Consider the following 20386-nt stretch of genomic DNA (forward strand, 5'->3'; position numbering starts at 1 on the left):
GCCTTAGGCCGCGCCGGGGGACATTCGCGGAGCAGAGCACACCGTCGGCGTGATCGTGCCCCGAACGCTGAAACCGAGCTACGGCAACGGCCCCGTATTGGCCGTGCTCAACGGCAACTCCGACACCTCCCCCAGCAGCAGCGCCAGTTGCCGCGCAGCCGCGTCGATCACCGGCTGCCCCTTCGCCGCCGTGGCCGCGGCCGCATTGCCGGCTGCCCCCTGCGCGTTGTAGTCCTCCATCGCCCAGCCGAGCTTGGCGCTCTTGCCGTTGCCGAGGATCGCGCAGTCGGCCGCGCGCTGCTCCGAGGTCGAGCGAAAGTCCTGCGCCTCGCCCATGCGCACCAGTTGCGGCGTGAGCGCCAGCATCATCGAAGTCTCGATCTCCCCGGCGTGCACGCCGAAGCGGTGCTCCTGCGCACTGAACTGCGCACCGGCGTCGCCCAGCGGCAGGTTGAACCAGCTCACGCTGTAGACGATGAGCCCGTGCGCCGCACGCAGCTCGCGCGCCACGATGTCCATCGCGCCCACATGACCGCCATGCGCATTGAAAAGCACCAGCTTCTTCACGCCCGCACGCGCGACGCCCGCACCGATCTCGTTCCACAGGCGGATCAGGGTCTCGGCCGACAGCGTGAGCGTGCCCGCGAAACGTGCGTGCTCGGGGCTCAGCCCGATCTGCTGGGTCGGCAGGAACAGCACCGGCAGATCGGCCGGCAGCAGCGGCAGCGACGCGGCCACGATGCCATCCGCCAGCACCGTGTCGACGCCCAGCGGCAGATGCGGCCCATGCTGCTCGGTGGCGCCCAGTGGCAGCACCGCGACGGTAGCCGCCGCATCGAGCGCCGCGAAATCGCGCGTGGTGAGCTGGGACCAGAAGCGGGGCAAGGGGACCGGAAGTGCGTTCATTCCACGATCTTAGGCTGGCGCGCGGCGGTTCCCAAGTTGCAGCCTCGATGCTGGAGATGGCGCCACTGCGCCACGCCAGCGCCCCGCGCCGACACAGCCGCGTCCGTGCAGGGGTTTCGCGGCGGTGCTTCAATCGCTGCCGGCCAAGCGCTCCTCAACCCCTCCAAGGACTCTTTCATGGATCTCCAGCTTCAGGACCAGCACGTTCTCATCACCGGCGGCAGCAAGGGCATCGGCCTGGCCTGCGCGCTGGGCTTCCTGCGCGAAGGCGCGCGCGTGAGCCTCGTCTCGCGCGATCTGCAGAATCTGGCGCAGGGCCGCGAGACGCTGATCGAGGCTTTCGCGCAGGCCGAGGGCCGGGTCTCGGTGCACGCCGCCGACCTCAAGGACCCGGCCGGTGCCGTGGCCGCGCTCGATGCGGCCGAGAAGGCCTTCGGCCCGGTCGACGTGCTCGTCAACTCGGCCGGCGCCGCGCGCCGCACCCCGCCCGACGAGCTGGCCCCCACCGCCTGGCACGACGCGATGGACGCCAAGTACTTCACTTACATCCACATGATCGATCCGGTGGTGAAGCGCATGGGCCAGCGCGGCCGCGGCGCGATCGTCAACGTGATCGGCCAGGGCGGCAAGGTGGCGAGCCCGGTGCACATGGCCGGCGGCGCGGCGAACGCGGCGCTGATGCTGGTGAGCGCGGGCATGGCCGCGGCCTATGCGCCGAAGGGCGTGCGCGTGAATGCGGTGAACCCCGGCCTCACGCTGACCGAGCGGCTGCAGGAAGGCATGAAGGCCGATGCGAAGCTGCAAGGCATCGACACCGATGAAGCACTGAAGCGCGCCACCGCACGCCTGCCGCTGGGCCGCATCGCGACGCCGGAGGAAATCGCCAACGCGGTCGTGTTCCTGGCCTCTCCGAAAGCGAGCTACGTCACGGGCGCGATCGTGGCAATGGACGGCGCGGTCACGCCGATGATCTAGCCGGCCGTCAGCGCCTCGAACTTCAGCGCCAGGAAATCCACCAGTGCCCGCACGCGCGCGGGCACGAAGCGCCCGCTCGGCAGCAGCGCGTGCAACGGATAGGGCTCGGTGTCCCAGTCGGCCAGCAGGTGCACCAGCCGGCCCGCGCTGATGTCGTTGCGCACATCGAGCGCTGACTTCAGCGTGATGCCGTGGCCGGCCACCGCCCACTCGCGCGCGAGCGAGGCATCGTCCACGCTGCGGTTGCCGTTCACCCGCACTTCCGTCCACTGCCCGTTCTGCGCGAAGCGCCAGATGCGGTGGCGGCGTCCGGCGCGGTTGAAGGTCAGGCAGTTGTGGTGCACGAGGTCTTGCGGCGTCTTCGGCGCGGGATGGCGGCGCAGGTAGTCGGGCGATGCGGTCAGGAGCGGATTCGTCAGGGCAAAAGGCCGCGCGACCAGCCGGGAATCGGCCAGCGCGCCGTAGCGCAATGCAACGTCGACCTCGTCGCGCATCACGTCCAGCGGGCGGTCGCCGACCGACAGCGACAGTTGCACGCCGGTGTGCAGCGCAAGGAATTCGTCGAACCACGGCAGCAGCGTGCTGCGCGTCAGGTCCGAGGGCGCGGCCACCCGCAGCGTGCCGACCAGCTCGCCCCGGTCGGCCGTGACCAGCGACTCGCCCTCGTCCAGCAGCTCGAAGGCGCGCACAGCGTAGTCGAGCAGCGTCTGGCCCTGCGGCGTGAGGCGCATCGCGCGCGTGGAGCGCTCGAACAGGCGGGCGCCGAGCTGCGTCTCCAGCCGCTTGAGCGTGGCGCTGGCGGCTGCCGGCGTGATGCCCAGCGCATGGGCCGCCGCCGTGAGCGTGCCGCCACGCGCCGTCTGCACCAGCACCTGCAAGTCCGATATATTTTCAATTTTCATTTGAAAGTGTTGCTGCTCGAGGCCATCTTATCAAATATCCGTTGCAATCCTACAGTTCAGGCATCGTTTCAGAAAGGTCCCCTCCCATGAAAGCCATCGGCTACTACCAGCCCCTCCCGATCGACAACGCCGAATCGCTGCAGGACATCGAACTGCCCGCACCCGCGGCCGGCCCGCGCGACCTGCTGGTGCGGGTGAAGGCGGTGTCGGTCAACCCGGTCGACACCAAGATCCGCAAGAACGCCGCCCCCGAGGCCGGCCAGGCCAAGGTGCTGGGCTGGGACGCCGTCGGTACGGTCGAGGCCATCGGCAGCGGCGTGCAGAACTTCAAGGTGGGCGACCGCGTGTACTACGCCGGCTCGATCATCCGCCCCGGTGCCAATTCGGAGCTGCACGCGGTGGACGAGCGCATCGCCGCCATCGCGCCGAAGAGCCTCGACGACGCACAGGCCGCCGCATTGCCGCTGACCACCATCACCGCCTACGAGTTGCTGTTCGACCGCCTCCAGGTGCCGAAGGGCGGCGGCGCGGGCCAGACCCTGCTGATCACCGGCGGCGCCGGCGGCGTGGGCTCGATCCTGATCCAGCTCGCGCGCCAGCTCACGCAGCTGCGGGTGATCGCCACCGCCTCGCGCGCCGAAACGCGCGCCTGGTGCCTGGCCCTCGGCGCGCACGCCGTGATCGACCACTCGAAGCCGCTCGCGGCCGAACTCAAGGCGGCCGGCATCGGCGAGGTCGACATGGTTGCCAGCCTCACGCAGACCGAGCAGCACTACGCGCAGATCATCGAAAGCCTCAAGCCCCAGGGCCAGCTCGCGGTGATCGACGACATGAAGGTGCTCGACGCGATGCCGCTCAAGACCAAGTGCATCTCGCTGCACTGGGAAATGATGTTCGCGCGCTCGCGCTTCGAGACGCCCGACATCGCCGAGCAAGGCGCGCTGCTCGCTGAAGTCGCGGCGCTGGTCGATGCCGGCCGCATCCGCACGACGGCCAATGCGAGCTTCGGGACGATCAACGCCGCGAACCTGAAGAAGGCGCATGCGCTGATCGAAAGCGGCAAGGCGCAGGGCAAGGTGGTGCTGGCGGGGTTCTGAGAGCCTGTTCTGCGCGGCGTGGTGCGCGGGCCATTCGGGGTGCGTGCACAGGCCACCGGGTGCTCCCCTCCGCGAATGTCCCCCGCTTCGCTCCTCCTTTATTTCGCTGCGGGGAGCACCCGGTGCCCTGCGCACGAGGGCACGCTGTGGGTTTGCGGCCGATCAACCAGTGCTCTGAGCGATCACGCCGATGGTGTGCTCTGCGCGGCGAAATAAAGGAGGAGGCCTGCGGCCCTAGGCCGCGCCGGGGGACATTCGCTTCGCTGCGCACACCGTCGGCGTGAGCGCGCCCTGAACAGCAGCGCCTCGGACACTGCACCCCAACGTGGCCTAGATAGATCCCAGACAGGCTTTGAGCACAATCGGTCGCATGACCGACAACAGGCCCGTCCTCATCGAATTCGAAACCCCGCGCCTTCGGCTGCGTCAATGGCGCGAGAGCGATCTCGCGCCCTTCGCCGCGATGGCGGCCAATCCGCAGGTCATGGAGTTCCTCCTGCCCCTGCCCACGCGCGCCGACAGCGATGCGATGGCCGAGCGCATCAAGGGGCGCATCGCCGAGAACGGCTGGGGCCTCTGGGCCGTCGAGCACAAGGCCTCGGGCGAGTTCACCGGCTTCACGGGCCTCAACGTACCTTTGGCCACGCTGCCCTTTTCGCCGTGCGTCGAGATCGGCTGGCGCTTCGCGCGCCAATGGTGGGGCCAGGGGCTCGCGACCGAAGCCGCGCGCGGTGCCCTGCAGGTCGGATTCGAACGACTTGGGCTGGCCGAGATCGTGGCGTTCACCGCGGTCGGCAACCTGCGCTCGGCGGCGGTGATGGAACGCCTCGGCATGCATGAAGACATGGCCGGCGCTTTCGACCACCCGGCCGTGCCCGAAGGCCACGCGCTGCGCCGGCACCGGCTCTTCCGGATCGGCCGCCCGCAACGCTGAAAGCGATTCGTCCCGCTTACTGCGGCTTCGCGCGCGACACGCGCCACACCGCATTGCCCACGTCATCGGCCACCAGCAGCGCCCCGCTCCTGTCGAGCGCCACGCCCACCGGCCGGCCCTGCGCCTTCTCGTCCGCCGTGAGGAAACCGGTCAGTATGTCGACCGGCGGCCCGCTCGGCTTGCCGCCGATGAAGGGCACGAACACCACCTTGTAGCCCGACTTGGGCTTGCGGTTCCACGAGCCGTGCTCGCCGATGAAGACGCCGCTCGCGAACTCGGGCGGCATGCCGCGGGCGTGCGAGAAGACCATGCCGAGCGGCGCGACGTGCGCGCCCAGCGCGTAGTCGGGCGCGATGGCCCTGGCCGCCATCTCGGGGTTCTGCGGCGTCACGCGCGCATCGACGATGCCGCCGTAGTAGCTCCAGGGCCAGCCGTAGAAGGCACCGTCCTTCACCGAGGTGAGGTAGTCGGGCACGAGGTCGCTGCCGATCTCGTCGCGCTCGTTGACCACGGTCCACAGCACGTTGGTGTCGGGGTCCCAGCCCATGCCGTTGGGGTTGCGCAGGCCGCTCGCGAACAGGCGCTTCTCGCCCGTCTTCGCATCGACCTCCCAGATCGCGGCGCGGCCTTCCTCGGCCGCGAGGCCGTTCTCGCCGATGTTGCTGTTGGAGCCGACCGTGACGTAGAGCTTGCTGCCGTCGGCATTGGCGATCACGTTCTTGGTCCAGTGATGGTTGATGCCCGCAGGCAGCGGCGTGACCACCGTGGGATTGACCTTCACCGAGGTCTGGCCTTCGGTGTAGGGCACCTTCACGAGCGCGTCGGCGTTCGCGATGAAGAGCTCGTTGCCCACCAGCGCCATGCCGTAGGGCGACATCAGGCTGGTCATGAAGACCTGCTTCACCTCGGCCACGCCGTCGCCGTCGGCGTCGCGCAGCAGGGTGATGCGGTTGGCGCTGGGCACGCCGGCGCCCGCACGGCCCATGACCTTGCCCATGACCCAGTTGCGGACCTTCGCCACCACGCCGCTGCCGCCGTCGCTGCTGCCGCCGGGCTTGGGCGGCTTGTTGCTCTCGGCCACCAGCACGTCGCCGTTGGGCAGGGTGTAGACCCAGCGCGGATGTTCGAGGCCGCGCGCCAGCGCCGTCACGCGCAGGCCTTCGGCGGGGGTGGGCGTGGAGGCGTCGGTCCAGCCGATGGCGGGCGCCACGTTGACGGTGGGAATCAGGGTCTTGTGGGGCTCGGCCAGTTGCGGGCGGGGGCCGGTCGTGAGCTCGGGGGCCAGCTTCGCAGCCTCGCCGCAGCCGGCCACGAGCAGGGCGGCAGCGATGGCCAGGCCGGAAAAGGCTGCCATTTGCCATGCGGAAGCGCCGATGCGGGTGGGTACTTGCTGCGGTGCTTTCATGCGGAGTCCTTGCGCGGCGGGGCGCCGCATACCGGCCGGATCATCCACAGCGGGCCAGGCCGGGGTTGTCGGCCGTGGGCGCTTTCTGGCGTGGGCGCACCTCAATCGCGCATCGCCGCTACCATCGCCGCATGACCGACGACCTGTTCCGCGCCGACGCCTACCTGCGCGCCTGCGAAGCCCGCATCCTGCGCATCGACGACACCGGCATCGTGCTGGACCGCACCGTGTTCTATCCGCTGGGCGGCGGACAGGCTGGAGACGCCGGCGTGCTGGCGCTGGCCGACGGCCGCGAAGTCGTCATTGCCGACACCCGCAAGGCGAAGAACGAAGAGGGCCAGCCCACCCACGAGTTCGTCCATGTGCCGGCCCCCGGGCAGGCCGACCTGCTGGCCGCGCTGAACCCCGGCGACACCGTCACCGCCCGCCTCGACTGGGAGCGCCGCCACCGGCTGATGCGCTTCCACACCGCCTCCCACCTGCTGTGCCACCTCGTGCCGGTGCCGGTGAATGGCTGCTCGATCACGCCCGACTACGCGCGCATCGACTTCCACATGACCGACCCGCTCGACAAGGAAGCGCTCACCGCCGGCCTCGCCCGCCTGGTGGAAGCCGCCCACCCGCTGACCGTGGGCGCCATCACCGACGAAGAGCTCGACGCCAACCCGGCGCTCGTCAAGAGCATGAGCGTGCAGCCGCCGCGCGGCACGGGCACGGTGCGCACCATCCGCATCGGCGCGGAAGGCGAATCGCAGATCGACTTCCAGCCCTGCGGCGGCACGCATGTTGCAAACACCTCCGAAATCGGGGCCGTGGTCGTCACCAAGATCGAGAAGAAAAGCGCCAACAGCCGGCGCGTGGTGCTGGGCTGGGCCGCCGCCGCGGCCTGAAGAACGGCCGGAACTTCGCCCCGCCCCATGGCTCCGACTGACGGCATGATCTTTTCGCGCACCTTTTTCGCTACGCTTCTGATAGCAACCGCCGCAGCCAGCATGCCGGCTGCGGCTCAATTGGCACCTAAAACCGGGACGGTGGTCACCACGCCCCATGTGCGCGCCGAACTGGTCGCCCACGCGCCCGATGGCGTCACACCCGGCGCCCCGGTCTGGGTCGGGCTGCAGATCACCCACCAGCCCGAGTGGCACACCTACTGGAAGAACGCCGGCGATTCGGGCCTGCCCACCGAGATGACCTGGACGCTGCCGGCCGGCGTCTCGACCGGCGAGATCGCCTGGCCGGTGCCCCGGAAGATCCCGGTCGGCAATCTCGCCAACTACGGCTACGAGAACACCGTGCTGCTGCCGGTGCCGCTCGAGGTGTCGACGCTCTACAAGCCGCCGATGGCGCTCGCGGGCGGCACGCCCGCGATGGACATCAAGCTCAAGGCCTCCTGGCTGGTCTGCCGCAAGGAGTGCATCCCCGAAGAGGGCGAATTCACCCTCGCACTGCCGCTGCAGGGCTCGACCGCGCTGCACAAGGCCGACTTCGACACGGCGCAGGCCGCCCAGCCGCAGCCGCTGGCGAAACCGGGCGCCATCGAGGTTCGTGGCAACAACCTGCAAGTGCGGCTCGAGGGCCTGCCGGCCGCCGTGCAAGGCAAGACGCTGGCCTTCTTCCCCGAAACCCCCGAGGTGATCCGCACCGCGGCCGTTGCCGGCAAGGACTGGACCCAGGCYTGGCAAGGCAACACCTGGACCGCCACGATGCCGCTGGCCGACCAGCGCAGCGCCAGCCCCACGGTGATGCCGGTGGTGGTGGCGCTGGCCGAAGCCGACCGCCAGCCGGGCCAGCCGGTGGCATGGCGCGCGGAAGCGCCGGTCGCGGGCACCTGGCCCGCCGCCGCCACGGCGGCGCGTGCCGAGGTGTCGCCCGCGCTGCAGGCCGCGCTCGCCGCCAACGCAGCGAATGCGGCGAATGCCGCCGCATCGGCGTCGCCCACGGACCTGCCGCCCCAACCCGCCGGCACCTTCGTCGTCGCGTTGCTGACCGCCCTGCTCGGCGGCCTGCTGCTGAACCTCATGCCCTGCGTGTTCCCGATCCTCGCCATCAAGGTGCTGGGCTTCGCGCGGCAGGCGGGCAACGCCAGTGCGCACCGCAAGGCGGGCCTCGCCTACACCGGCGGCGTGATGCTGTCCTTCCTCGCGCTGGGCGGCGGCATGCTCGCGCTGCGCGCGGCCGGCGCCCAGCTCGGCTGGGGCTTCCAGCTGCAGTCGCCGGGCGTGGTGGCGGCACTGGCGGCGCTCTTCACGCTGATCGGCCTCAACCTGGTGGGCGTGTTCGAGTTCGGCCGCGCGGCACCCTCGTCGGTCTGCAGCGCGCAGGCCAAGCATCCGCTGGCCAACGACTTCCTCTCGGGCGTGCTCGCCGTGGTGATCGCCTCGCCCTGCACCGCGCCGTTCATGGGCGTGTCGCTGGGTTTCGCCATCGGCCTGCCGGCCACCCAGGCGCTGCTGCTGTTCGCGGCGCTGGGCCTCGGGCTGGCGCTGCCCTACCTCGTGGCCGGTTTCGTGCCCGCCATCGCGCACCTGCTGCCCAAGCCGGGCCCCTGGATGGGCACGCTGCGCCGCCTGCTCGCCTTCCCGATGTTCGCGACCGTGGCCTGGCTGGTCTGGGTGCTGGGCCAGCAAAGCGGCATCGACGGCGCGGGCACGCTGCTCGCGCTCCTGGTGTGCATGGCCGCGATCGTCTGGGCGTTCACGCTGCGCGGCCGTACGCGGCTCGTGATCGCCAGCGTGCTGATCGCCTTCACCGCGCTGCTGACCGGTGCCATCGGCCGCAATGTGCTGCAGGTCGTGGAGCCCGCCAGGCTGGCCGCCGGCAACCAGCGCTGGCAGCCCTGGTCGGCGCAGCGCGTGACCGAACTCTCGGGCGCCGGCCAGCCGGTGTTCATCGACTTCACCGCCGCCTGGTGCGTGACCTGCCAGTACAACAAGAAGAGCACGCTGGCCGATGCCGACGTACTGGCCGACTTCGACGCCAAGAAGGTCGCGATGCTGCGCGCCGACTGGACCCGCCGCGACCCCGCCATCACCGCTGCGCTCACCCAGCTCGGCCGCAGCGGCGTGCCGGTCTATGTGCTGCAGGCGCCGGGCAAGGCGCCGGTCGTGCTGACCGAAATCCTCAGCAAGGACGAGGTTCGCGCAGCACTGGCCACGCTTTGACCATCGCCGTGACATGGGTTGTCACATGCACTTGAAGAAACCGCTCTAAGCTGCAGCCGTTGTTTGAAATTTTCTTTAGGAGTTCAAGCTGGCCATGTCTCTTTCGCCAACCGCCGACTCGCGTTCCCTTCGTGCCGCGCGCCATGCGCGCGCCGCCCTGAGCCGAGCCTCCCGCCGCGCCGTCGTCGCCGCCGCCGTGGCGCTCGGCGCCACCTTCCTGATGGGCACCCATGCCTTCGCCGCACCGGCCGTGGGCCAGCAGGCGCCCGACTTCATCGCCGTCGACACCACCGGCGCCAAGCACAAGCTGTCCGACTTCGCCGGCAAGTTCGTGGTGCTCGAATGGACCAACCCCGGCTGCCCCTTCGTGCGCAAGCACTACGGCAGCGGCAACATGCCGGCCACGCAGAAGGCCGCCACCGCCAAGGGCGTGGTGTGGCTCGCCATCAATTCCACCGAGCGCGCCGCCAGCGACTACCTGAAGGCCGACGCGCTCGACGCCTGGATGAAGTCGCAATCGGCCGCGCCCACCGCCGTGCTGATGGACGAGGACGGCGTGATCGGCCAGGTCTACGGCGCGCGCACCACGCCGCACATCTTCATCATCGATCCGAAGGGCGTGCTGGTGTATGCGGGCGGCATCGACAGCATCGCGTCGGCACGGGTCGACGACATCAAGACCGCGACCAACTACGTGAACCAGGCGCTCGGCGAGGCCTTCGGCGGCAAGCCGATCACGGCGGCCACGACGCGGCCTTACGGCTGCTCGATCAAGTACAAGGCCTGAAGCCCCCGCCACTCGCCGCGCGAGTGACAGCTACCTGACTCGTGCAGTCAGGCAGCGGTCGGGAAGCCCGACCTACCCTTGGCGCATACACACCGCCTCAGGGGACAACCAGATGAATCCTGCGCCTTCCGCTGCGCAACAAGGCCCAGCCGCCCGCGCCGCCTCGCCCGCCTCACCCGCTTCTTCTTCCTCCTCCTCGAAATTCGCCACCGTCCTGCGCGTGACCGGCGGCAATTTCATGGAGATGTTCGACTTCTTCCTGTTCGGCTTCTACGCCACGCAGATCTCGAAGGCCTTCTTCCCGGCCGGCAACGAGTTTGCCTCGCTGATGCTGACCTTCATGACCTTCGGCGCGGGCTTCCTGATGCGGCCGCTGGGCGCGATCTTTCTCGGCGCGTACGTCGACCGCGTCGGCCGCCGCCAGGGCCTGATCGTCACGCTCGCGCTGATGGCGCTCGGCACGCTGCTGATCGCCTGCGTGCCGGCCTACGCCACCATCGGTCTCGCAGCGCCGCTCCTGGTGCTGATCGGCCGGCTGCTGCAGGGCTTCTCGGCCGGCGTGGAACTGGGCGGCGTGTCGGTCTATCTCTCCGAGATGGCCACGCCGGGCCGCAAGGGCTTCTACGTGAGCTGGCAGTCGGCCAGCCAGCAGGTGGCCATCGTCGTGGCGGCCGCGCTCGGCTACTGGCTCAACGTGACCTTCACCTCGCAGGAGATCGGCGACTTCTACTGGCGCATTCCGTTCTTCGTCGGCTGCCTGATCGTGCCGGTGCTCTTCATCATCCGCCGCTCGCTGCAGGAGACCGAGGAGTTCATGGCGCGCAAGCACCGGCCCGATGCGCGCGAGATCTTCCAGTCGATGGTCGCCAACTGGGGCCTCGTGGTCGCCGGGATGATGCTGGTGTCGATGACCACCGTGTCGTTCTACCTGATCACGGTCTACACGCCCACCTTCGGCAAGTCGGTGCTGCACCTGAGCACCACCGATGCGCTGATCGTCACGTTGTGCGTGGCCATCTCCAACTTCATCTGGCTGCCGATCATGGGCTCGCTGTCGGACCGCGTGGGACGCAAGCCGCTGTTGATCCTGTTCACCGTGCTGACCATCCTCACCGCGTACCCGTCGCTCAAGTGGCTGGTGGGCGCGCCGAGCTTCGCACGCATGCTCGAGGTCGAGCTGTGGCTCTCGTTCCTCTATGCGAGCTACAACGGCGCGATGGTGGTGGCGCTGACCGAGGTGATGCCGGTCAATGTGCGCACCGCCGGCTTCTCGCTGGCCTACAGCCTGGCGACGGCGCTGTTCGGCGGATTCACGCCGGCCATCGCGACCGGGTTGATCGAGATGACCGGCGACAAAGGGGCGCCGGGTCTGTGGATGACGGCCGCTGCAGTGTGCGGACTGATCGCGACGCTGGCGCTCTACCGGCGCAACGTGAGCCCTGCGGATTCGCAGCGCGTGCCGATGGTCTGAGTTTTCTCTGGGGGAGCGGGCCGTTCGGGGTACGTGCACAGGACACCCCAACGCTGCCCCAAATAGGCAGCAGGCAAGGCTCTCAGTCAAACCAGCCGAAGCCCGCCGTCGCACTCGATCACCGTGCCCGTGGTGTAGCCGTTCTCGATCAGGAACTGGATCGCATGCGCCACGTCCTGCGGCTGGCCCACGCGGCCGACGGGCAGGGTCTCGACCTGCTGTCGGAACAGGTCGTCCTTCATCGCGGCGGGCACGCGATTCCACCAGGGCGTGTCCACCAACCCCGGTGACACCGCATTCACCCGGCTCGGCTTCAGTTCACGCGCGAGGCTGCCGACCATCGCTTCGAGCGCGCCGTTGATCGCGGCCAGTCCCGCCGTGCCCGGCAATGTATTGCGCGCCGAGATCGCCGTCACGAAGGTGATGCTGCCGCCTTTGCGCAGCACGCGCGCACCGGCCTGCGCCGCTTCGAGCTGCGGCCAGAACTTGGCCTCGAAGCCGCGCCGGAGCGATTGAAGGTCGAGCTGCGCGAACTCGCCCGCGCCTTCGCCGCCGCTGAGCGTGAGCACGAGGTGATCGATGGGCCCGGTCTTCCCGAAGAAGGCGTCGAGCGCACCGCGGTCGCAGGCATCGAAGGCCGCGCCGCTCACGTTCTGGCCCATGCCGCCGATGGCCTCCTGCAACTTGCCGTTGTCGCGCCCCGTCGCGATGACGCGCGCACCGGCCGCCGCAAGCCGCCGCACGGTCTCGAGCCCCACGCCCGACGAGCCGCCGATCACCACCACTGCCTGTTGTTCCAAAGCCATGTCGAATCCTTTGATTGCCTGAAGAGCCTTCAGGTTAGGGATCGCAGGCCTATCATTCAAATCGTTTGAAACCATGAACAACATCAACGAAAGTGATTTCAGGCGGCTGGACCTGAACCTGCTGCTGGTGTTCCACGCGCTGCTGCACGAACGCAGCGTCACGCGTGCGGCACAGCGCCTTTTCATCGGCCAGCCGGCACTGAGCGGCGCCCTCAAGCGGCTGCGCGCAGCCCTCGGCGACGCGCTGTTCGTACGCACCTCGCACGGCATGACGCCGACGCCGCGCGCACTCGAGCTCGCGCGCGTCATCGAGCCGCTGCTGCTTTCGCTGCAGCAGGCGCTGCACGCGAAGCCGGTGTTCGACCCCGCCAGGGCCGAGCGCGTGTTCCGCATCGGCCTGAGCGATGCGCTCGAAGTCGCGCTGATGCCGCGGCTCATGCAACGGCTCGCGGCCGAGGCGCCGGGCGTGCGGCTGATCGCGCGCGCCGCCGACCGCACCACCGCGCCCGGCATGCTCGACGCGGCCGAGATCGAACTGGCCGTGGGCGTCTTCATCGACTGCGCCGCATGGCACCGCCAGCGCACCCTGTTCGACTGGCACTTCGTCTGCGTCTGCAACCCCGAACTCGTCAAAGTGCGCGGCAAGCGCCTGACGCTCAAGGAGTACCTGCGCCATCCGCACCTGCTCACCTCGTTCAGCGCCGACCTGAGCGGCCTGGTCGACGAACTGCTGCGCGAACAGGGCCTGACGCGCCAGGTCGTGTTCTCCAGCCGCAACTTCGCGACCAGCCCCTTCATCGTGCGGCAGATGCCCGCAATCACCACCGTGCCCACCTTCGCCGCGGCCACCTGGCGCGATGCGCTCGGGCTGGCGGTGAGCCCGCTGCCGTTCGACTCGCCGCGCTACGAGGTGTCGCTCCTGTGGACAGCTGCGTACGACGGCGACCTGGGCCTCCGGTGGCTGGTCTCGCTGATGGGCGAGGTCTTTGGCGGCAAACCCGTCCGCTGATCCTGCGCACGGGCCCCTGCGACAATCGGGCAATGCCTTTCGCCCCATTGCAAAACGACACTTTCCTGCGGGCCTGCTGGCGCCAGGCCACCGACCACACGCCCGTCTGGCTGATGCGCCAGGCCGGCCGCTACCTGCCCGAGTACGTGGCCACGCGCGCCAAGGCCGGCAGCTTCATGGGGCTGGCCACCAACACCGGCTACGCCACCGAGGTCACGCTGCAGCCGCTCGAACGCTACCCGCTCGACGCCGCCATCCTGTTTTCCGACATCCTCACCGTGCCCGACGCCATGGGCCTGGGCCTCTCGTTCGAAGCCGGCGAAGGCCCGCGCTTCGCGCGCCCTGTGCGCGACGAGGCCGCGGTCGCGGCGCTCGAAGTGCCCGACATGGCCAGGCTGCGCTACGTGTTCGACGCCGTGGCCTCGATCCGCAAGGCGCTAGCCGGCCGGGTGCCGCTGATCGGCTTCTCGGGCAGCCCCTGGACGCTGGCCTGCTACATGGTGGAAGGCGCGGGCTCCAGCGACTACCGCCTCGTGAAAAGCATGCTCTACAGCCGCCCCGACCTGATGCACCGCATCCTCGCGGTCAATGCCGACTCGGTGGCCGCCTACCTCAATGCGCAGATCGACGCCGGCGCGCAGGCCGTGATGGTGTTCGACAGCTGGGGCGGCGTGCTGGCCGACGGCGCCTTCCAGGAATTCAGCCTCGCCTACACGGCGCGCGTGCTGGCGGGCCTGAAGCGCACTGGCGCCGACGGCCAGCCCGTGCCGCGCATCGTGTTCACCAAGGGCGGCGGCCTGTGGCTCGACGCCATGCGCGAACTCGATTGCGAAGTGCTGGGTGTCGACTGGACCGTGAACCTCGCCGCCGCGCGCCGCCAGGTCGCCGAAGGCGCCGATGGCAAGGCCAAGGCCCTGCAGGGCAACATCGACCCCAACGTGCTGTTCGCGCCGCCCGCGCAGATCGAGGCCGAGGTGGCGAAGGTGCTGCAAGCCTTCGGCAAGCCCCACACCGACCGCAACGCCCCAGGCCCGACGCACATCTTCAACCTGGGCCACGGCATCAGCCAGTTCACGCCGCCCGACCATGTGGCGGCGCTGGTGCAGGCGGTGCACGCGCAATCGCGCGCCCTGCGCGGTTAAGACTGTTGCATGCGGGCTGGCCGCGCGAACGGGCAAATCGCCCTGGAAAAGCGCCCCGCAGCTGTTTGTCAAGCGCAAAAATGGCCTAGGGGACCCGACTTATGCACAAAACAGGTGTTGCACTGCGCAAAGTTATCCGAGGTACGGCCCTCTTTGCTCCCAAACCAATAGCACGCGTAAGTTGTTGATTTATATAGGATTTGAACTTTGCTTTTTTTTGTTGCAATCCAGTCAGGGCCTTGATTTTCAAGGCTCCCCAGCGTGTCGAGCCCGGTTGTCAACAAAGTTATCCACAGAAACTCTGGATGGCCGTCAAAGCGCTGAAAAATCAACGACTTAAGCGGATTTGCTCAAAGTCGCATTAACAAACCTTGCCAACAAGGACGCCCATCTCCCAAGCCAGCCCAGCCCCTGAACCGGGCGCCGCGACGACGGACAGCCCCGCTGCTGCGCCGGCGGCGATGGCATGGCGCCTCGACATCGCGGTGCAGACGCCCGCGCACGCCGCGCTCGGCGACCTGCTGAGCTACGCCAGCGCGGCGCCGCTGGTGCCCGGCACGCTGGTGCGGGTGCCGCTGGGCCGGCGCGAGGTGCTGGGCGCGGTCTGGAACGAAGCGACCTCGCTGGCCGGCGCCGAGCCCGACATGGCGCTCAAGCCCGTGGGCGCCGCGCTCGACGCGCTGGCTCCGCTCGGCGAGGCCTGGCGCGACCTCGTGGCCTTTGCCGCACGCTACTACCAGCGCTCGCTCGGCGAGATCGCGCTGGCGTCCCTGCCGCCGCAGCTGCGCGACCTGACGACGACCCAGCTGGCGCGCCGGCTCAAGCGCAAGACGACGGCCGGACCCGTGGCCCAGACGGCCGAAGCCGCCGACCTGATTGCACTGAGCCCGGAGCAGACGGCCGTGCTGGCCCGCATCGAGGCCGAAACCGGCACTTTCCTGCTCGTCGGCAGCACCGGCAGCGGCAAGACCGAGGTCTACCTGCGCTGCGTGGCCGAGTTGCTCGCCCGCGACCCCGAGGCGCAGGCGCTGGTGATGGTGCCCGAGATCAACCTCACGCCGCAGCTGGAGGCGCGCTTCAAGGCGCGTTTCGGCGACGAGGCGGTGGTGTCGCTGCACAGCGGCATGACCAACCCGCAGCGCCTTGCGAGCTGGCTCGCGGCGCATGGCGGCGCCGCGCGCATCGTGCTGGGCACGCGCATGGCGGTGTTCGCGTCGATCCCGGGGCTGAAGCTGATCGTGGTCGACGAGGAGCACGACCCGAGCTACAAGCAGCAGGAAGGCGCGCGCTATTCGGCGCGCGACCTCGCCGTGTGGCGCGGCCAGCGCGAAGGCGCGAAGGTGATCCTCGGCTCGGCCACGCCCTCGCTCGAAAGCTGGCACCAGAGCCGCCCCGCCGAGGGCGAGGACCCGGGCGGGCGCTACGTGCGGCTCGCCATGCCGTCCCGCATCGGCGCCGGCGAACTGCCCGCGGTGCGGTTGGTCGACATGAACCTGCAACCGCCGAAGACCGTGCTCTCGGGCGCGCTGCTCGACGCCATCGGCCAGCGCATCGCGCGCGGCGAGCAGAGCATGGTCTTCCTGAACCGCCGCGGCTACGCGCCGGTGCTGGCCTGCGGCGACTGCGGCTGGAAGAGCGAATGCCCGCACTGCAGCGCCTACCGCGTGTTCCACAAGATCGACCGCACGCTGCGCTGCCATCACTGCGGCTTCACCGAACGCGTGCCGCGCGCCTGCCCGGCCTGCGGCAACCCCGACATCGCGCCGGTGGGCCGCGGCACCGAGCGGCTCGAAGAACATCTGGCGGAACTGTTCGCCGCCGTGAAGCGGCCCGACGGCAGCGCCGTGCGCATCGCGCGCATCGACGCCGACAGCACGAAGAAGCAGGGCGCGCTCGAATCGCAGCTCGCGGCCGTGCACTCGGGCGAGGTCGACGTGCTGGTCGGCACGCAGATGATCGCCAAGGGCCACGACTTCCGGCGCATCACGCTGGTGGCCGCGGTGAACCCCGACGGCGCGCTGTTCTCCAGCGACTTCCGCGCGCCCGAGCGCCTGTTCAGCCTGCTGATGCAGTCGGCCGGCCGCGCGGGCCGCGACGCCGCCTACCTCGCGGCGCAAGGCGCCACTGCCGAGATGTGGATCCAGACGCACCATGCGCAGCACCCGCTGTTCATGGCGCTGCGCAGGCACGACTACGCCGCGTTCGCGAAGCAGCAGCTCGACGAGCGCCAGGCCGCCGGCATGCCGCCCTTCGCCTTCCAGGCGCTGCTGCGCGCCGACGCGCGCGAGCAGGCCACGGCGCAGGCCTTCCTGAACATCGCTGCCGATGCGGCCGAGGCCTTGCCGGGCGCCGACATCGTCACGCGCTATCCCGCGGTGCCGCTCGCCATCCAGCGCGTGGCCAATGTGGAGCGCGCGCAGATGCTGGTCGAGAGCCCCTCGCGCGCTGCGCTGCAGCGCCTGCTGGCGAGCTGGCAGCCGCTGCTGCACGAACTGCGCCGCACGCCCGAGGGCAAGGGCGTGATCCGCTGGCTGGTCGACGTCGATCCGCACAGCATCTGAGCCGGTTGTCCTGCAAGGCGGGGAGGCGGGCGGCGCCAAGGTGATCCGGCATGAACGCCTTCATCGCCCACACGGTCCGCCACACGGGCTTCGGTATCCTTCTGCTGGCGGCCTCGATGCTCGCGCCGACGGCCTTGGCACAGCAGCCGCCGGCACCGTCAGACAGCGGCCCGGCCGCCGTGCTGCGCGCAAGGCTGCAGTCGCTGAAGCCGCAACTGGAGCGCAATGCCTTCCGCCGTCCGCTCGCGCTCGATTCGAGCGAAGCCGCGGACCGGCTGAGCGGCGATGTCTATGCGCTGGTGGACCATCCCTTCGCCCGCGTGAGCAGCGCCCTGCGAGAGCCGGCCGCATGGTGCCAGGTGCTGATGCTTCACCTCAACACCAAGCACTGCGCGGTCAAGGGCGGCGGCGCCACGCTCGCGGTGGCCATCGGCCGCAAGTTCGACCGGCCCCTGTCGGACGCGCAGAACATCGCCTTCGCCTACACCCTCGGCAAGGCCGATGCGGACTACCTGAACGTTCGCCTGAGCGCGGACAGCGGCCCGCTCTCCACGCGCGACTACAGCATCGTGCTCGAAGCCGCGCCGGCCGGCGACGGCAGGACGGCGATCCACCTGGGCTATGCCTATGCCTACGGCACCGCGGCGCGGCTGGCAATGAAGGGCTATCTCGCCACGCTCGGCAGCAGCAAGGTCGGCTTCACGCCCAAGGGCCAGGGCGGATACATCGGCGGCGTGCGCGGCGTGGTGGAACGCAACACCATGCGCTACTACCTCGCGATCGACAGCTATCTGGATGCGCCCGGCCCGGAGCAGCTGGAGCCGCGCCTGGCTGCGTGGTTCGACGCGACGGAGCAGTACGCGAAGCAACTCCACGAAATTGAAAAGAGCGACTACCTCGCGATGAAGCGCCGCGAATTTCAGCGGATGCAGCAAGCGGCGCCTGAAGCACGCGCTCAGTGAAAGCCGGTGGGCTCCTTGCCCATGTCGACATAGCGCAGTTCATTGTGCCGGCGCCGCGCAATGCTGCCCGGCCATGCGAACACCACGAGGCTCAATGCAGCGAGTGCGATCGAGGTCGCAGTGCCCAGCGTGCCGACATGCCAGAACCAGCCCACGCCAGCGAGCCAGGCCACCCACAACAGGATGCGAACCAGTATTGCCATTGCGCGCCCCTATTCACACCTTTGACTTGGAACCACTGTAGCAGCGCCACTGCAAACTCAAGTATTCGCCTGAAGAGATAGCGAGCCCTATGACTTACGGCCTGCCCATGACTACCCAGAAATAATCTGAAAAAAGTGTTGACGCCATGTCATGCCGCTGCACAAGCTGTAAACGCGCGAACTCCTCGCGGATTTCGCGTTCCAAGCAAGCCCGCTCGCTCACACGCAAAGGTCGCCGTGAAACCGCCGTCTCTCATTGGTTGGGTTCTGTCATTCGCGTGCGTCGCCGCCCTGATCATGGGCGCACCCACCTCCGCGGCCGAGATCGAACTGCAGGGCAACCGGCTGGTGGTGTCGGGCATGCTCGACGGCTCCGCGATCAAGACCTTCATGGATCACCTGGGCAGCGGCGCGGTGCGCACCGTGGTGTTCGAGGATTCGTTCGGCGGCACCGCCGATGCGGCCGGCGCCTTTGCCGACGCCATCCGCTCGAGCGGCGTGCAGACCGAGATCCGCGGCCAGTGCATGGCCGCCTGCGCCTACGCCTTCCTGGCGGGCAAGACACACCGCTTCGGCTACGGCTTCCAGGTCAACGGCATCCTGCTGCCGGTGGCAACACGGCCCACGGCGGCCGAACTGGCCGTGCGCTGGCGCGGCGACGAGGCCCACAAGACGCTGGCCGACTTCACGCCCACCGCCACCGGCACGGCCACGGCAGCGGCCACGCCGGTGGAGGCCAGCGCCCCGCCCGCCAAGGACAACTGGCAGCCCGACCACGGCGTGCTCTTCACCGCGAGCCCGACGCTCTTCGGACGCATCTACAACGCCTACTACTGCGACGGCACGCAGGGCCGCGACTTCTCGAAGTGCGAGCGCCTGTCCGATGCCGACCCCTACAAGCTCGGCGTGTTGACACCATAGCTCGGCGCAGCCGCTTCAGCGCAGCACACCCACCGCCAGCGGAAAACTGAAGAAGGCCGCCACCGTTGTCCACAGGATGATGCGGGCGATGCGGCCGTTGTCGGCGCCGAAGCGCTCGGCCAGCATCGACACGTTGCTCGCGCTCGGCAGCGCGGCAACCAGCACGATCACCACCAGTGCGGCGGGCGCGAGCGGCAGGCCGAGCGCGATGGCGCCGCTGCCCAGGCCCCAGACCAGCAAGGGGTGCACCAGCAGCTTGGCAAGCACCACCGGCAGCACATCGGCCAGCGGCGCCCTGGGCGCCGGCGTGCGGGCCGTGCTGCCCATGGCTTCGGCGACGGCGGCACTGGCTTCGTGCTCGCGCGCGAGCAGTGCGGAGCGCGCCAGCACGGCCCCGATGGTGAAGAGCGCCACCGGCGATGCCGCATCGGCCAGCATGGCCACGGTGCGCTCGAGGGGCCCCGGCAACTGCCAGCGCGCCGCCGACAGCAGCACACCGAGCAGGATCGACCAGGGCATCGGATTGACGAGGATGCCGCGCAGCGCCTTGCGCGCCGCCTGCGTCGCACCATGCCGCCCCGCGCCGCCGGCACCGTCGAGCCGCGACAGGGCGATGCACAGCGACGAGGTCACGACGAGATCGAATGCGATCGTGATGATCATCGGCCCGGCCGCCTGCGCACCGAGGATCGCCACCAGCAGCGGCACGCCCATGAAGCCCGTGTTCGGAAAGGCCGCCACCAGCGCGCCGAAGGCGGCGTCGTTCCAGCCGATGCGCGCGTTGCGGGTCAGCATGACCACGCCCGCCACCACGATCAGCGCGCTCGCGCCCCAAATGAGTGCAACGCTGCCGTCGAGCAGCTGCGCGATCGGCGTGCCGGCGCCGAAACGCAACAACATGCAAGGCAGCGCGAAATACAGCACGAAGGTATTGAGGCCGGGAATCGCCTCCAGCGGCAGGAGGCGGGCGCGGGCGGCGGCATAGCCGGCCGCGATCAGCGCGAAGAAAGGGAAAGTAACAAGGAATACAGGCAGCACCGACCGATTGTCGTTGCCCCGCCGAGAGCGGGTCCCGCCTAMAACGACAGGGGGGCCGGCCCCGTATCATTGCCCGCTTTGCGCCTGCCGTTCCCCACGGCTTTTC

18 protein-coding genes are annotated in these 20386 nt (G+C 69.2%); 12 read left to right on the plus strand and 6 right to left on the minus strand.

The features are described 5' to 3' along the window. Positions 1-78 precede the first annotated feature (78 nt). The gene (locus AC1DXX_RS24720; RefSeq protein ID WP_478136856.1) at positions 79-906 is read right to left on the minus strand and encodes a creatininase family protein; all 828 of its coding nucleotides are present in this window, start codon (positions 904-906) and stop codon (positions 79-81) included. A 177-nt stretch (positions 907-1083) separates the two neighbouring features. Here AC1DXX_RS24720 and AC1DXX_RS24725 point away from each other — a divergent pair, with 177 nt between their 5' ends. Next, positions 1084-1881 (plus strand): SDR family oxidoreductase, encoded by a 798-nt coding sequence (locus AC1DXX_RS24725; RefSeq protein ID WP_478136857.1) that lies wholly within the window; start codon positions 1084-1086, stop codon positions 1879-1881. Here AC1DXX_RS24725 and AC1DXX_RS24730 read toward each other — a convergent pair. Beyond that, positions 1878-2783: a LysR family transcriptional regulator gene (locus tag AC1DXX_RS24730; RefSeq protein WP_478136858.1), complete on the minus strand. Its 906-nt coding sequence runs from the start codon at positions 2781-2783 to the stop codon at positions 1878-1880. The genes AC1DXX_RS24725 and AC1DXX_RS24730 overlap by 4 nt on opposite strands. Positions 2784-2869: 86 nt before the next feature. Here AC1DXX_RS24730 and AC1DXX_RS24735 point away from each other — a divergent pair, with 86 nt between their 5' ends. Both AC1DXX_RS24735 and AC1DXX_RS24740 read left to right on the plus strand, forming a co-directional pair. Further along, positions 2870-3880 (plus strand): zinc-binding alcohol dehydrogenase family protein, encoded by a 1011-nt coding sequence (locus AC1DXX_RS24735; RefSeq protein ID WP_478136859.1) that lies wholly within the window; start codon positions 2870-2872, stop codon positions 3878-3880. Between the two features lie 370 nt (positions 3881-4250). Next, a complete protein-coding gene (locus AC1DXX_RS24740) occupies positions 4251-4814 on the plus strand; it encodes a GNAT family N-acetyltransferase (protein WP_478136860.1) in 564 nt (187 codons plus the stop codon). A 16-nt stretch (positions 4815-4830) separates the two neighbouring features. Here AC1DXX_RS24740 and AC1DXX_RS24745 read toward each other — a convergent pair whose 3' ends face one another. Next, positions 4831-6219 (minus strand): PQQ-dependent sugar dehydrogenase, encoded by a 1389-nt coding sequence (locus tag AC1DXX_RS24745; RefSeq protein WP_478136861.1) that lies wholly within the window; start codon positions 6217-6219, stop codon positions 4831-4833. Between the two features lie 131 nt (positions 6220-6350). Between AC1DXX_RS24745 and AC1DXX_RS24750 the strand changes: the two genes are divergently transcribed. From AC1DXX_RS24750 to tcuC, 4 genes are all read left to right on the plus strand, one after another. After that, entirely contained in the window at positions 6351-7109 is a 759-nt protein-coding gene (locus AC1DXX_RS24750) for an alanyl-tRNA editing protein (protein WP_478136862.1), read from the plus strand. Positions 7110-7154: 45 nt separating this feature from the next. Beyond that, positions 7155-9380: a protein-disulfide reductase DsbD family protein gene (locus AC1DXX_RS24755; RefSeq protein WP_478136902.1), complete on the plus strand. Its 2226-nt coding sequence runs from the start codon at positions 7155-7157 to the stop codon at positions 9378-9380. Between the two features lie 94 nt (positions 9381-9474). Then, positions 9475-10167 carry a redoxin domain-containing protein gene (locus tag AC1DXX_RS24760; RefSeq protein WP_478136863.1) on the plus strand — a complete coding sequence of 231 codons (693 nt, stop codon included), beginning with the start codon at positions 9475-9477 and terminating at the stop codon, positions 10165-10167. Positions 10168-10279: 112 nt separating this feature from the next. Beyond that, positions 10280-11638: a tricarballylate/proton symporter TcuC gene (gene tcuC, locus AC1DXX_RS24765; RefSeq protein WP_478136864.1), complete on the plus strand. Its 1359-nt coding sequence runs from the start codon at positions 10280-10282 to the stop codon at positions 11636-11638. Between the two features lie 86 nt (positions 11639-11724). Here the strand turns inward: tcuC and AC1DXX_RS24770 are convergent, their stop codons facing one another. Next, the gene (locus AC1DXX_RS24770) at positions 11725-12444 is read right to left on the minus strand and encodes an SDR family oxidoreductase (RefSeq protein WP_478136865.1); all 720 of its coding nucleotides are present in this window, start codon (positions 12442-12444) and stop codon (positions 11725-11727) included. Positions 12445-12517: 73 nt separating this feature from the next. On the opposite strand from AC1DXX_RS24770, the gene AC1DXX_RS24775 reads away from it, so the two are divergent. From AC1DXX_RS24775 to AC1DXX_RS24790, 4 genes are all read left to right on the plus strand, one after another. Next, positions 12518-13453 carry a LysR family transcriptional regulator gene (locus tag AC1DXX_RS24775; protein WP_478136866.1) on the plus strand — a complete coding sequence of 312 codons (936 nt, stop codon included), beginning with the start codon at positions 12518-12520 and terminating at the stop codon, positions 13451-13453. Positions 13454-13485: 32 nt separating this feature from the next. Continuing rightward, entirely contained in the window at positions 13486-14595 is a 1110-nt protein-coding gene (gene hemE / locus AC1DXX_RS24780) for a uroporphyrinogen decarboxylase (protein ID WP_478136867.1), read from the plus strand. A 461-nt stretch (positions 14596-15056) separates the two neighbouring features. Then, complete coding sequence (locus AC1DXX_RS24785; RefSeq protein ID WP_478136868.1) at positions 15057-17156, plus strand: primosomal protein N'; 2100 nt, start codon at positions 15057-15059, stop codon at positions 17154-17156. 50 nt (positions 17157-17206) lie between these two features. After that, the gene (locus AC1DXX_RS24790; RefSeq protein WP_478136869.1) at positions 17207-18118 is read left to right on the plus strand and encodes a hypothetical protein; all 912 of its coding nucleotides are present in this window, start codon (positions 17207-17209) and stop codon (positions 18116-18118) included. On the opposite strand, the gene AC1DXX_RS24795 is transcribed toward AC1DXX_RS24790, so the two are convergent. Next, a complete protein-coding gene (locus tag AC1DXX_RS24795; RefSeq protein ID WP_478136870.1) occupies positions 18112-18321 on the minus strand; it encodes a hypothetical protein in 210 nt (69 codons plus the stop codon). The genes AC1DXX_RS24790 and AC1DXX_RS24795 overlap by 7 nt on opposite strands. Positions 18322-18618: 297 nt before the next feature. On the opposite strand from AC1DXX_RS24795, the gene AC1DXX_RS24800 reads away from it, so the two are divergent. Further along, on the plus strand, positions 18619-19242 hold the full coding sequence (locus AC1DXX_RS24800) for a hypothetical protein (RefSeq protein ID WP_478136871.1): 624 nt from the start codon (positions 18619-18621) through the stop codon (positions 19240-19242). 15 nt (positions 19243-19257) lie between these two features. Here AC1DXX_RS24800 and AC1DXX_RS24805 read toward each other — a convergent pair whose 3' ends face one another. Beyond that, positions 19258-20280: an AEC family transporter gene (locus AC1DXX_RS24805; protein ID WP_478136872.1), complete on the minus strand. Its 1023-nt coding sequence runs from the start codon at positions 20278-20280 to the stop codon at positions 19258-19260. Between the last annotated feature and the right edge of the window lie 106 nt (positions 20281-20386).

The organism is Variovorax sp. P4_B10, assembly GCF_056402375.1.

Coding starts and splice junctions, on each gene's coding strand:
- AC1DXX_RS24720 (WP_478136856.1), bottom strand. CDS start 906: ATGAACGCACTTCCGGTCCCCTTGCCCCGCTTCTGGTCCCAGCTCACC.
- AC1DXX_RS24725 (WP_478136857.1), top strand. CDS start 1,084: ATGGATCTCCAGCTTCAGGACCAGCACGTTCTCATCACCGGCGGCAGC.
- AC1DXX_RS24730 (WP_478136858.1), bottom strand. CDS start 2,783: ATGAAAATTGAAAATATATCGGACTTGCAGGTGCTGGTGCAGACGGCG.
- AC1DXX_RS24735 (WP_478136859.1), top strand. CDS start 2,870: ATGAAAGCCATCGGCTACTACCAGCCCCTCCCGATCGACAACGCCGAA.
- AC1DXX_RS24740 (WP_478136860.1), top strand. CDS start 4,251: ATGACCGACAACAGGCCCGTCCTCATCGAATTCGAAACCCCGCGCCTT.
- AC1DXX_RS24745 (WP_478136861.1), bottom strand. CDS start 6,219: ATGAAAGCACCGCAGCAAGTACCCACCCGCATCGGCGCTTCCGCATGG.
- AC1DXX_RS24750 (WP_478136862.1), top strand. CDS start 6,351: ATGACCGACGACCTGTTCCGCGCCGACGCCTACCTGCGCGCCTGCGAA.
- AC1DXX_RS24760 (WP_478136863.1), top strand. CDS start 9,475: ATGTCTCTTTCGCCAACCGCCGACTCGCGTTCCCTTCGTGCCGCGCGC.
- tcuC (WP_478136864.1), top strand. CDS start 10,280: ATGAATCCTGCGCCTTCCGCTGCGCAACAAGGCCCAGCCGCCCGCGCC.
- AC1DXX_RS24770 (WP_478136865.1), bottom strand. CDS start 12,444: ATGGCTTTGGAACAACAGGCAGTGGTGGTGATCGGCGGCTCGTCGGGC.
- AC1DXX_RS24775 (WP_478136866.1), top strand. CDS start 12,518: ATGAACAACATCAACGAAAGTGATTTCAGGCGGCTGGACCTGAACCTG.
- hemE (WP_478136867.1), top strand. CDS start 13,486: ATGCCTTTCGCCCCATTGCAAAACGACACTTTCCTGCGGGCCTGCTGG.
- AC1DXX_RS24785 (WP_478136868.1), top strand. CDS start 15,057: ATGGCATGGCGCCTCGACATCGCGGTGCAGACGCCCGCGCACGCCGCG.
- AC1DXX_RS24790 (WP_478136869.1), top strand. CDS start 17,207: ATGAACGCCTTCATCGCCCACACGGTCCGCCACACGGGCTTCGGTATC.
- AC1DXX_RS24795 (WP_478136870.1), bottom strand. CDS start 18,321: ATGGCAATACTGGTTCGCATCCTGTTGTGGGTGGCCTGGCTCGCTGGC.
- AC1DXX_RS24800 (WP_478136871.1), top strand. CDS start 18,619: ATGGGCGCACCCACCTCCGCGGCCGAGATCGAACTGCAGGGCAACCGG.